The organism is Pseudomonas alkylphenolica (assembly GCF_004025535.1).
Taxonomy (GTDB): Bacteria; Pseudomonadota; Gammaproteobacteria; order Pseudomonadales; family Pseudomonadaceae; genus Aquipseudomonas; species Aquipseudomonas alkylphenolica_A.
In genome coordinates, this window is the sequence record NZ_QJRG01000042.1 from 296,468 (window position 1) to 308,555 (window position 12,088).

General features: G+C 64.3%; 10 protein-coding genes and 1 pseudogene. 5 read left to right on the plus strand and 6 right to left on the minus strand.

Going from position 1 to position 12,088, the window contains the following annotated elements; genetic code table 11:
* Positions 1-20 precede the first annotated feature (20 nt).
* Together DM813_RS12655 and DM813_RS12660 are read right to left on the minus strand one after the other, a co-directional pair.
* On the minus strand, positions 21-869 hold the full coding sequence (locus DM813_RS12655) for a hypothetical protein (protein ID WP_128323734.1): 849 nt from the start codon (positions 867-869) through the stop codon (positions 21-23).
* 86 nt (positions 870-955) lie between these two features.
* Positions 956-2,581 carry a response regulator gene (locus DM813_RS12660; RefSeq protein ID WP_128323735.1) on the minus strand — a complete coding sequence of 542 codons (1,626 nt, stop codon included), beginning with the start codon at positions 2,579-2,581 and terminating at the stop codon, positions 956-958.
* 221 nt (positions 2,582-2,802) lie between these two features.
* Between DM813_RS12660 and DM813_RS12665 the strand changes: the two genes are divergently transcribed.
* Positions 2,803-3,711 carry a LysR family transcriptional regulator gene (locus tag DM813_RS12665; RefSeq protein WP_128323736.1) on the plus strand — a complete coding sequence of 303 codons (909 nt, stop codon included), beginning with the start codon at positions 2,803-2,805 and terminating at the stop codon, positions 3,709-3,711.
* A 21-nt stretch (positions 3,712-3,732) separates the two neighbouring features.
* Here DM813_RS12665 and DM813_RS12670 read toward each other — a convergent pair whose 3' ends face one another.
* Positions 3,733-4,542 carry an SDR family oxidoreductase gene (locus DM813_RS12670; RefSeq protein ID WP_206617382.1) on the minus strand — a complete coding sequence of 270 codons (810 nt, stop codon included), beginning with the start codon at positions 4,540-4,542 and terminating at the stop codon, positions 3,733-3,735.
* A gap of 17 nt (positions 4,543-4,559) precedes the next feature.
* A complete protein-coding gene (locus DM813_RS12675) occupies positions 4,560-5,690 on the minus strand; it encodes an FAD-dependent oxidoreductase (RefSeq protein WP_128323737.1) in 1,131 nt (376 codons plus the stop codon).
* A gap of 254 nt (positions 5,691-5,944) precedes the next feature.
* Here DM813_RS12675 and DM813_RS12680 point away from each other — a divergent pair, with 254 nt between their 5' ends.
* The 4 genes and pseudogenes from DM813_RS12680 (at position 5,945) to DM813_RS29010 (ending at position 10,096) form a co-directional block, all read left to right on the plus strand.
* Positions 5,945-6,724, plus strand: coding sequence for an alpha/beta fold hydrolase (locus DM813_RS12680; protein WP_128323738.1), 780 nt, complete (start codon positions 5,945-5,947; stop codon positions 6,722-6,724).
* A gap of 54 nt (positions 6,725-6,778) precedes the next feature.
* The gene (locus DM813_RS12685; RefSeq protein WP_128323739.1) at positions 6,779-8,005 is read left to right on the plus strand and encodes an NAD(P)/FAD-dependent oxidoreductase; all 1,227 of its coding nucleotides are present in this window, start codon (positions 6,779-6,781) and stop codon (positions 8,003-8,005) included.
* Positions 8,006-8,941: 936 nt separating this feature from the next.
* Positions 8,942-9,238: pseudogene (locus DM813_RS29005) on the plus strand (HAMP domain-containing protein); the annotation flags it as partial.
* Positions 9,233-10,096: a methyl-accepting chemotaxis protein gene (locus DM813_RS29010; RefSeq protein ID WP_431311961.1), complete on the plus strand. Its 864-nt coding sequence runs from the start codon at positions 9,233-9,235 to the stop codon at positions 10,094-10,096. The pseudogene DM813_RS29005 and the gene DM813_RS29010, both read left to right, overlap by 6 nt.
* A gap of 10 nt (positions 10,097-10,106) precedes the next feature.
* Here the strand turns inward: DM813_RS29010 and DM813_RS12695 are convergent, their stop codons facing one another.
* Both DM813_RS12695 and dmpG read right to left on the minus strand, forming a co-directional pair.
* Positions 10,107-11,255 (minus strand): multidrug effflux MFS transporter, encoded by a 1,149-nt coding sequence (locus DM813_RS12695; protein ID WP_164897240.1) that lies wholly within the window; start codon positions 11,253-11,255, stop codon positions 10,107-10,109.
* A 116-nt stretch (positions 11,256-11,371) separates the two neighbouring features.
* A partial coding sequence (gene dmpG, locus DM813_RS12700; protein ID WP_128323742.1) for a 4-hydroxy-2-oxovalerate aldolase occupies positions 11,372-12,088 on the minus strand: 717 nt, incomplete at its 5' end.

A 12,088-nucleotide genomic window follows, 5' to 3' on the forward strand; every position in this document is an offset into this window, starting at 1 on the left:
AGAAAATCTGGGGGAATGGATCAGCGCGAGGACAGCTGCAAGGCGCGGCTGGTCTGGATCAGCAGCGGCCGCTCGACCGCCGTGGGGCGCGACTGCTGAAGGGCTCGCTGGTAGGTGCGCAGTGCGCCGCTGTGGTCCTGACGGACGTAGTCGAGGTAGCCACCGGCAAACAGCCCGGCCTCGGTGCGCAGATCACGCTTCACCGCGTCGGGTGCCTGCAGTTCGTCGATGTCGGCAAACACTGCAGAAATGTCGGACTTACCTTGATACAGGGCCAGCAACGCGCGCTGTGGTGCGCTGGCCGGCTGGATGGCCCGTGCCTGTTTTTGCAAACGGGCGCGGATGACCTCGGGCTTGACCCCGGCGTCGCTGGCAGTGCGCGCCGCCAGCCACAGGCTCCAGAGGCCTGCGTAGCCTTTTATCTGGGCATTGGCCGACTGCTGACGCAACTGCTCGAAGGCTTTGCGCGAGGCGTCGAAGCGACCGAGTTCGGCCAGGTTCACCGCTGCCGGCACGGCGATCACCTGTGCCTGATCGCTACCCTTGAGAGCGTCATAGAATTGCCGCGCACGCATATGGCGGCCGCTGGCGTCTTCGATAAAGGCCTGTTCGGCCAGCGCGCGGTTACCGCCCTGCCCTTGTGCGCCTGCTTGCTGCAGCAGCGCCTGCGCGGCGATCAGATCACCTGCCAGCAGTTGCGCATGGGCCTGCAGCACCAGCGGCTGGGCCGCCACGCTGGATGGCGGCGACGCAGGTACAGTACTGGCGGGACCTGCCGTGGCCGCGCCGGCAGCAATGAGCAGGGCCAGGGCCAGCGCGCTGAGAACGCCGGGGCGGCAACGGCTGGAGAAGTGCGAGCAGCGGATCATGGTGGCAACTCCTGAAAGGATTCGAGTTGCTCACATGCTATGGGGCCCCCTTCGGGAAAGAACTCAGAGTCCGCCTGAAGCCGCCCTCAGACTTGTTCCGCAATCGCTGCAGCCGAACCGGCCTGGGGCAGGGTCAGCTCAAGCTCGATCGCCAGGCGTTGCTCATGGTCGCTGTGCACAAATCGCCCATGCAGGTACTCGGCGACTCGCTGGCAATGGTTGAGGTCGATGATGCTTTCCGCCGCGGCCTGCCCGGACATTTCCAGCCTTGCCAGCACCTGGCCCTGGCCACGCACGCGCATGTCCAGATGAATCAGGGCCGGGTTATCGGTGTCGGCCTGAAACAGGCCGATGGCGGTCGTCATCCAGTCGCAGAATGCGTCGGTGTCCAGCCATACCCGGCGAGTGTCGATGCGCTGCACGCCGAACAGCGACTGCGGGTGGCCGATGAGGCAGCGACCGATGAATTCCGGCAGGTCGCAGGCCTGAACAAGCGGTGCACGCGCATTGTCCTGAAACTGGTACAGACGCCCCAGCCGCCTCAGGCGTTCGATCAGGCCGGACAACCCCGGTGTGGCGGGATGCAACGCCAGTGCGCCGATACACCCTGCCAACTCGCTCAGCGATGCTTCGAAAAAATCAGCCTGTCGTCGTGCCTGGGCTTCGGCGGCGAGCAGTTGATCCTGCAGGGTCACAAGTTGCCCTTCACTGTCGGTGATGTCTTGCAACCCACCCAGCACGCCACACGCCCGCCCTTGGCTATCTCGGTACGGGACCATCCAGTAATGCATGACCCGCGCTTCGCCAAATATCTCCACCCGTGTGGTGACCGCCATGGGTATGCCTTCGAGCACAATGCGGGCAAAGCCCTCGGGCAGAGCCTTGCGCACGGCTGGCGAAAACCAGCGAGCCTCGGCAAAACCGGTTCCCAGGGCATCCTCGGCGCTGATGCGGTAGTAGTCGAGGAACTTCTGATTACAGAACAGCAAACGCCCGTCTGTGGTTCGCACGAACATGGGGTTGGGCGCGGCATCCACCAGACTGCGCAACAGGCCCAGTTCCGCCGGAAACACATCCGTCGCCAACGCGCCTGCCGCAGGCTCCTGACCCGCGACCAGGCCGTTGCGACGGGCAACTTCGGCCAACTCGACGTTCGAGCTGACGTGGAGCTTTTCCAGCAGGTGCGCCTTGTAGGTACTGACGGTCTTGAAACTGATGCGCAGTTCTTCGGCAATGCGCAAATTGGAGCGTCCCTCGGCGATCAGTTGCAGCACGGCCGACTCGCGGGGCGTAAGACTGTCGAGCTCACCGCCGCCACCCGGCTGCATGTGCTCGCGGGCGAAATGGCCGCGACCCGCCCAAACATCACTGATCGCCTTGCGCAGACTGGCCATGCCCTCGTGCTTGCTGACAAAGCCACTGGCACCCGCCCGGAAACACAGCGGGGCAAAGTGTGCGGGGTTCTGCAGGCTGTACACCAGCACCTTCAGGGCCTCATCACGGGCGCGCAGGCGGCGTAACAGGTCCAGACCGCCAGGCCCGGGCAAGGCGATCTCCAGAATCACCAGTTGCGGATTGCACTGGCGTGCCAGCGTCAGCGCCGCAGGAACGTCGGCAGCTTCCTGGATGTCCTGATGCCCCATGTCCTCCAACAGCGTGCGCAGCGCGCTGCGCACGATCGGCATGGGGTCGGCAATCAGCACTGTGGCCATCAGATTTTTCCCGGCTCATCCTTTAAGTGTTCAAAGCATAGGCGATGACCGAACAGCGCCCACTTTATGGGCGCTCTTTGGGTGTTGACCTGCCTGCTGTGTGGACGCGGGCAATGGCGCCTGTATAGTCTGTGGCGAGCCAATGCCTACACCCAACGCAGCGGGTGAACGGATTACCCATTCACTCGATGCGTCCAACAACAATAAGAGGAGACTCGATTTTGCAATCGATTCTGGACCCCAAATGGCACCACTTCATCAAGGTCGCAAAGTTGGGGAGCCTGACCCAGGCCGCCGTGGCACTCGATGTGCCGCAATCGATGATCAGCCGTCACATCTCCCAGCTGGAACGCGAGTGTGGCGTCAGGCTGTTCAACCGTACCGGGCGCGGGGTCAACCTCACTGAATTCGGCGTGCAGATCCTGCCGCGTATCGAAGCGCTGGTAGAGGAGTCGGAGGAAGTCTCCGATGTGATTCGCACCTCGGGTGGCATTCCGATCGGCGAGGTGCGCATCGGCCTGCTGCCGTCCACCGTCGAACCCATCGCCGGGCCGCTGTACCGGCTGGTGCATGAGCGCTTTCCACGCATCAAGCTGCAGATCTGCGAAGGCAGCAGCGCGCACCTGGAAGAGCTGATCAACGAAGGCCGTGTCGACATGGCGCTGCTGCTGCGCGAAGCCGATGTGTCGAGCCAGGAAGAGTCGGTGCTGGTGCAACCCAAGCTGATGCTGGTCGGGCGCGCACAGGACCCGGCCGTCACCCAGCCCACCGTCGAGCTGGCGAGCCTGCAGGGGTTGCCGCTGGTGCTGCCGTCGCGGCCGCATCCGTTACGCGCGCGACTGGAAAAACTGTCCAAGTCCCACGGCATTCAGTTCGACTGCGCGGTGGAGGCCGACTCGATTCGCTTGCAATGGGAAATCGTTGCCGCCGGCGGTGGCTACGCCATCACTTCCGGCCTGTTTGAACACGTCGACGACCCACGCTTTTCCGTTGCACGCATCATCAAGCCGGAGCTGTTGCGCAGCGTGGTACTGGCCAGCTCACTGCGCCGCCCCAACACCCTGGCGACCCGCACGGTTCAAAAGCTGCTGGAGCAAGAAGCACCATTGCTGCTGAAGAACCGTGCCTGAGTGAACCGGCCCGCCGGCAGCTCAGGGCTGCCGGTGCAGCACGGCCCGGTTGAGCATGCCCTGATCGGCCACCACGGTCTGGCCGGTCATGATGCGGTTATGCCGGGATGCCAGAAACGCGTAAAGCGGCCCGTGATCCTCGGGTGTCGGCAGGTCCTTGAGCAGGCTCAGCGAGCGGAACATCGAGAGAAAGGCGTCCTGGGGAATGTCGGATTGTTTCTGTTCCTCCAGCCCCAGCGAGCGTGGCCCACTCAACTGGCTGTTGGCGATGCCGGCCGGCGCCACGGCATTGACCCGCACGTGTGGCGCGAACTCGAACGCCAGCTGATTGACCAGACTGCGCACGGCGCCCTTGCTCGCGCTGTACACCGCGCCACCTCCATCGGCGGCATAGGCCGCAGTCGACGTAGTCAGCACCATCGCCCCCTCACTGGCGCGCAACAGCTCGAAAAACACCCGTGCCGACAGCAGGTAACCCTTGACGTTGACCCGCATCACTTCGTCAAACAAAGCGTCGAGACGCTCTTCGGGCATGTCCGTCAGCGCGACGTTGCCGTCGAAAATGCCCTGCGCGCCGATCAGCGCATCGAGCCGGCCAAACCGGGTGCACACTTCTTCGCGGCAGCGGCGCAAGTCGTCCAGGCGGGTTACATCGCCCTGAACGATCAGCACGTCGGGGCCGAATTCCTGCCGTAGCCCGGCCACCTTTTCGCTGGAAATCTCGAAGATCGCCACACGGGCGCCCTCGCTCAGGCAATGGCGTGCAAGCCCCAGGCCCAGGCCTGAACCACCGCCGGTTACCAGCACCACATGTTCGCTCAACAACGTCATGGCTTTCTCGCTCGCGGTCAAATCGGTTGGGCCAATGCGGCAAATGAGGCGTGCATGATGCGCATGTGCTCGGCCTTGTCGCCGCCATGGATCTCGATCTCGCCCAGGCGCATGGAGTTCTCCACCACCATTCGGCAGCGCTCCCAGCGCCGCTGTTGAAAGCGCTCAAGCGCCGCCGCAAGGCTCGGCGCCTGCTCAAGCTCCTGCGCCAGGACGATGGCATCCTCGATACCGATGCAGGCGCCAGACGCCAGGTGCGGCGTGGTGGCATGCACCGCGTCGCCAATCAGCACGGCGCGTCCGCAATACCACGGCTGTTCCACCAGCAGCCCTTCAAGCGGGCGAAACACCACCAGCGATTTTTCGTCCAGCAGCGCGCGAGCTTCCTGCACCGGCGGTGCACTGAAAGGCGCCAGCAAAGCGTCGAGCCGAGGTAGAAACTCCTCCGGCGGGACAAAATCATTGACCGGGCGATCTTCATTGACGAACAGGTACATTTCGTTTTGCGACACCGGGTTCAAGCCCACCTTCAGGTGATCGCCAACCCACAGCATGGTGCGTGTGACCGACGCCAAACGCGGCAGTACCGCACGCCATACGCCCTGCCCGCTGTAGCGCGGCTTTGGTGCCTGCGGGAGCAACCGCTCGCGCAATTGCGAATACAGGCCATCGGCGCCGATCACCAGGTCGTAGCGACGCTGACTGCCATCACTGAAATCCACCGTCGCCGCTTGCTCATCCTGATCCAGTGCCGTCACGGTGCAGCCCAGGCGTACATCGGTGCCGCTGGCACGCGTGGCGTCGGCCAGGATCCTGGCCAGTACCGGACGCATCACCGCACCGCTGCCAGGCACCTCGTCCCCGGCGATGCGCGGCGTCGCCACCTGGGTGAGCAGCACGCCGCTTGCGGAAAAAATGTCCAGGCCGTCGCAGGCATAACCTTCGTCGAGAAAACGCTCAAGGATGCCCAGCGTACGGAACGCCCTCAAGGTCGGCCCGCCGATACTGATGCCAGCCCCATAGTTGCGCCAGTGTGGGTCGATTTCCACCAGGTCGACCGCAATGCCGCGCTTGCGCAACTCGATCGCCGCGGACATTCCGGAAAAACCGCCACCTACCACGAGGGCGGATTGAATGAGTGCAGTCATGTGACTCTCCAAGGGCGCGGGATAGACCCGTCCCGCACCGGCTATTGTTATTGTCGAGACCGCCACGCAGGTTGCTGGCGCGGCTTCGGGTCAGCCTTGATCCTACAGACGCCCTTGGCAACGTCCCCCTCCAAAATCCGCAACGCAGCTTTCTATCGGCAGCCATGCATTGTCCGGATAGCAGCCATCCAGCTGATCGCCTACCTCCTCTGCCGGCACGTTCGTAACCTGTGGCCAGCCAAGGAGTCTGTTCAATGAAAGCACTGCCCACGTTTCATCACCTAATCAGCGGGCCAGCGGATGCACCCTGCCTGACGTTCATCCCCGGCATAGGCAATGATGCACGGTTCTGGGCCGAACAGGCCAAGAGCCTTTCGGCGCATTTTCGTGTTCTGCGCTTCGACCCCTGGGGTCATGGACACAGCCCGGCACCACCGCAGCACTGCAATTTCGCCACGATCCGTGACGGTGTGGTGCAGCTGTGGGACAGCCTTGGCATTGCTCACAGTACCGTGGTCGGCCTGGGCTTCGGCGGCTCGCTGGCCCTGGCGCTCGGCCTGGCCTACCCCGAACGGGTGAAGCGGATCGCTGCGTTTTGCTGCAGGCCGCGTCAGCCCGATGATCGCCGCCAGTTCTGGCGCGATCGCTGCGAGGCTGCGCAGTCCCAAGGCATGGACAGCCTTTCCGACGCCACCGTCGACCGCTGGCTGAGCGCCGACTTTCGCGCCCATCACCCGCAGGTGGACCAACTGCTGCGCACGATGATGAAAAACACCACGCTCGACGGTTACCTGGCCTATGTGCGGGCCTTTATCGAGATGGACTTCACTGAACAGTTTCCCGACCTGCGTGTGCCCACCTTGCTGGTCGCCGGCGAACATGACCACGGTGGCGGGCCGGTGGCCGACATGCAGGCCATGGCCGCACAGAACCCCCACGTCACGCTGGAAGTGATCGAGGGCGTCGGACACATCTGCAACCACGAAGCCCCCGCGCAAGTGGAGCACCTGCTGCAGCGGTATTTGCTGGATTAATCACGGGCCGGTGCACAGGGCGCCGGCCTGCCAACAAACGACAGAGACAACAATATGAACAGACATGTCGTTATCGTCGGTGCCGGGCACGCCGGGGTCAGCCTTTGCGCTGCCCTGCGTGCACTGGACTTCAGCGGCGCCATCACCTTGCTCAGCGACGAGGGCGACCTGCCCTATCACCGGCCACCGCTCTCCAAAGCCTTCCTCACCCAGGACAGCGCTCTGGTCGAAGCGCGACTGCTGCTTGAGCCGCACAGCTTCTACGACGAGAAGCAGATCGACCTGCGCCTCAACACCCGGGTCAGGGCGATCGATACCCAGGCGCGGTCGCTGCAACTGGCAGATGGCAGCGAATTGGCCTACGACGCACTGGTTTTGGCAACCGGTGCACGCGCCCGCATCTTGACGTTGCCCGGCAGCGAACTGGACGGCATCGTCGTGTTGCGCACCCTGGAGCAGGCACGCACCCTGCGCGAGCGCCTGGCGGCCAGCCAGTGCGTGAGCATTGTCGGTGGCGGGTTTATCGGTCTGGAGATTGCCGCCACCGCGCGCAAATTGGGTAAGCAGGTGACGGTGCTGGAAAGCGCCTCTCGGATCATGGAGCGCTCTGTATCCCCGGAGGTGTCGGCCTATGTCGCTCGCAAGCACCGGGAACAGGGCATCCACCTCGAGCTCGACAGCACAGTAAAAGCCTTTGTGGGCGACCACGGTCGGGTCACCGCCGTGCACACCGACAGCGCTGAATGGCCGGCTGATCTGGTGATCGTCGGCGCGGGCTCGCTGCCCAACAGCGAACTGGCCGAAGGTGCTGGCATTGCCTGTGCCAACGGCATACTGGTCGATGCCCGTATGCGTACCTCGGCACCCGAGGTGTACGCCGTCGGTGACTGCGTGAACTTCCAGAGTCGCCATGCCGGCAGCGCCCGCCTGCGACTTGAGTCCATTCAGAACGCCAACGATCAGGCCCGGCTGGTCGCGCAACTGATCAATGGCGAAAGCGCCGATTACGACGCCTTGCCGTGGTTCTGGTCCGATCAGGGCGAGGTCAAACTGCAAATGGTCGGCCTGGCGCTTGGCCGTACCCACTGCGTGATCCGTGGCGAGCCGGACCAGGGCCGCTTCTCGGTGTTTCACTACCGCGACACCACCCTGATCGCCGTCGACTCGGTCAACCAGCCCCTTGAGCACCTGCTCAGCCGCAAGCTGCTCAGCGCTGGCCTTTCCCCCGATCCGGCACTGATCGCAGACACCCGCTTCGCGTTGAAAAGCCTGCTCGACTGAAGGCTGCAAACCACCCGGGGCAGCGGCCTACCACCCTGCCCCGCATGCGGGTCCGCCCCCCCGGTTGCTCCCGCTACCGACCCTTACCCCTCTTATGGCACTGCCTCCCTGCACCCCGTGGCCACGGCAGGCCATTGCCGGTTCCTGAAGGAGATGTCCATGTTCGTTCGTGCACTCGCCAACCTCTCGGTGGGCGCCAAGCTCACCCTCGGCTTCGGCCTGGTCCTGGCCTCGACACTCGCGGTCACCGCTACCGCCTACAACGCCCTGCATGTGCTGGAGCAGCGCGGCGTGGTGATCCGCGACCTGGGTGGCGCCCGCGCCTTGATGCTGCAGGCGCGCAATGCAGAAAAAGACTTTGACCTGAGCCTGGCGGGGGCAGCCTCCACGCAGGTCGAGCAGTTGATCGGGCAGCTTGGCAGCCTCCTGAGCCTGCACCGAACAGAAATCGCCGACGCCGACACCGCCGCAAGCGCCAGTGCCACGTACTTCAACCAGTTCCAGCGCTTTGCCCTGGCCAAGCAGGAGGAGCGCGATGCGCGGGTGCGCATGCAGGAGCTGGCCCAGGCCCTTGGCGAGCGCTTCAGCGCCGTGCTGCTCGACCAGCTCGATGTGCTCAACAGCCTGGCCGATCAGGCACAACCGGTGTCGCCCGGCGTCATGACCCTGCTGGAGCAGACCTCGATGCTGCGCGACAAGCTGTCCAACCTGCGTGACAGCGAGCTGTACTTCGCCCATGAAAACAGCCTGAGCGCGCGCGATGACTGGGAAAACCGCATGACCGAACTGCTGACCTACCTCAACAGCCTGGCGCGCCAGCTCGAGGCGGGCGAGCAGGATTCACTGAGCCAGGCCAATACGGCGCTGGCGGGTTATCGCGCCGCCTTCGAGCACTTCGTCGCCAGCCGTGAGCGTGCCACCCAGAGCCAGGCGCTGATGAACGCTGCCAGCCTGCAAGTCGGGACATTGCTCGGCACCGTCAGCGACGCCCAGGAACAGGCCTGGCAACGGACCAGCCACCAGGTGACGCAGCTGCTGGCGGCAATAGTGATCATCTCGCTGGCCGTGGGCAGTGGCGCCGCGCTGCTGATCCGCCACTTGATCTTGCGCCCGCTGACCCAGGTGCTGGCACTGACCCGGCGGATCGCCGCCGGCGACCTGAGCGATGAACCGCGCGCGCCCCTTCGACGCGATGAACTGGGCCAGCTACAGGCCAGTGTCGGCAGCATGCTCGAGAGCCTGCGCGGGCTGGTCGGGCGTATCGCCGAGGATATCCATACACTCAACCGCACCGCCGATGATGTGGTGCAGGTTGCGCAACGCACCACACAAGGTGTCGAACTGCAGAACACCGAAACCGAGCTGGCCGCCTCCGCCATGCAACTGATGACCACCACCGCCGAAGCCGTCGCGCGCAACGCCAGTGAGGCCTGCACCGCAGTGCAACAGGCCAATCTGGAAGCGCAACGCGGCGATCAGCTGGTGCACCAGGTCAGTCACCAGATCGACCATCTGGCCGCCGAGATGAGCGGTTGCAATGAGGCCATGCACCGCCTGGTGCAGGAAAGCAGCAGCGTAGGCCGGGTGCTGGAGGTGATCAATGCCCTGGCCGAGCAGACCAACCTGCTGGCGCTGAATGCCGCCATCGAGGCCGCGCGGGCTGGTGAGCATGGCCGTGGTTTCGCTGTGGTGGCCGACGAAGTACGCCACCTCGCCCGGCGTACCCGCACCGCCACGGAAGAAATTGCCAGCATCGTTGTACAGCTGCAGCACGTCAGCGGTGACGCCTGCGATCGTCTGCAAGGCAGCCAGGTGCTGACCCGTGCCAGCGTCACACTGACGGCACAAGCCTCGGCGGCGCTGCAAGCCATCAGTGCCTCGGTGAGCACAGCGGAGCACATGAGTCAGCAGATTGCCGCTGCGGCTGAACAACAGAGCTGCGTCGCCGTGCAAGTGGGTGACAGCATGGCACGGGTGCGCGCCATCGCCGAGCGCAGTGGCTCGGCGAGTGCTCATCTGGAGGGAACGGTACGCGAGCTCGGCCTGGTCGGCAGCACGTTGAACGCGGCTGTGACCGGGTTTCGTACCTGACGCGGGTGCTTTACAGGCGACGGCCGACAAACAGCGCCATCAGCGCGCTGAAGTAAATCAGCCAGGCCACCGGCGCCGTGGTGCCGGTGTAGCACAGGTTGAGCAACACCCCGGCGAGCATGCCACCGGAAAAAATGGCGCCGTTGAGGATCGCCGATGCCTTGCCGGCGCGGCGTCCCTGGTCGGCCATGGCCAGCGCCGAGGCGTTGGGGTTGACGAAACCGACGCTGAACACCGCAATGAAAAAGCCCGGCAGCACCAGCCACAAGCTGCTGCTGGGCAAGTGGGCGTCGATCACCAGCAAGGTACCGCCGAAAAACGGCAGCCACAGTGCCCGACGCAGCACGTCGATCGGCGTGAAGCGCTTCAACAGCGCCCGGTTGAGCTGCCCCGCCAGCATCACGCCGATGGCATTGGCCGCAAAAAAGTAGCCGAAGGCGCTCGGCGCGATGCCATGCACCTCCATCAGTACGAAGGGTGAGCCGATGATGTAGCTGAACATGCAGCCCATGACCAGCGCCTGGATCGACACGAAGGTCATGAAACGGCTGGTGCCAAGCAGTTCGCGGTAGTCACGCAGCACCGCGCCCACCCCGCCACCGCCATGCCGGGCTAGCGGCGGCTCGTCGAGTACCACCAGCGCATACACAAACAACAATACGCCGAACACCGTCAATGCGCTGAACACGCTGCGCCAGCCCGCCAGTGCCATGACCCAACCGCCCAGCAACGGTGCCAGGATCGGCGCGGCGCCCATGATCAGGATCAACAGGGAAATGTTTTGCGCACTTTGCGACAGGTCGCAGCGGTCACGAATGATCGCGAAGGTCAGTACCGCCCCCGCGCAGCCCCCCAGGCCCTGGACAAAGCGCCAGCCGACAAGCCCGGACAGGCCGTCGACCTGGGTGATCGCCATGCTGGCAAGCACATAAAGCCCCAGCCCGATCAACAGCGGCAACTTGCGCCCGACGCGGTCGCTGACCGGCCCATAGCAGAGCATGCCGATCAACATGCCGATGAAGTAGGAGGAGAAACTCAGTTCCACCTCGCCGGCGGCCAGGCCAATGTCCTCGCGGATCAGCGAAAACGCCGGCAGGTACATATCGGTGGACAGCGGCGCAATTGCGGCCAGGCTACCAAGCAAAAACAGGAGTGGCACTGAGACAGGGCGCAGTGCAGTCGTTGTACTGTTCAAGGCGAAGACTCACAGGTTTGATGAGCGGGAAAACAGCGGGGGACTGCAGGCGCACACATGCACCTGCAGGGGTGCGGGGGTTAACGCTTGAGCAGGTCCAGCGCGACGTCGACGATCATGTCTTCCTGACCGCCGACCATGCGCCGCTTGCCCAGCTCGACAAGGATGTCGAGGGTCTTCAGGCCGTACTTGGCGGCGGCCACTTCGGCGTGACGCAGGAAGCTGGAATAGACGCCGGCATAACCGAGACCGAGGGTTTCGCGGTCGACTCGCACCGGGCGGTCCTGCAGCGGGCGGACGATGTCGTCGGCCGCGTCCATCAGGGTGTAGAGGTCGGTGCCGTGGTTCCAGCCCAGGCGCTCGGCGGCAGCGATGAACACCTCCAGCGGCGCGTTACCGGCGCCGGCGCCCATGCCGGCGAGGCTGGCGTCGATGCGGTCGCAGCTCTCCTCCACCGCAGTGATCGAGTTGGCCACGCCGAGCGACAGGTTGTGGTGGGCGTGCATGCCGGTTTCGGTTTCCGGCTTGAGCACCGCCTTGAACGCGCGCATGCGGTCGCGGATGTCCTGCATGTTCATCGCACCGCCGGAGTCGGCCATGTAGATGCAGGTGGCGCCGTAGCTTTCCATCAACTTGCCCTGGGCGGCCAACTGCTCGGCCGGGATCATGTGGCTCATCATCAAAAAGCCGACGGTGTCCATGCCCAGCTCGCGGGCGTACTCGATGTGCTGCTTCGACACGTCGGCTTCGGTGCAGTGCGTGGCCACGCGCACTACCCGCGCGCCGGCGTTGTAGGC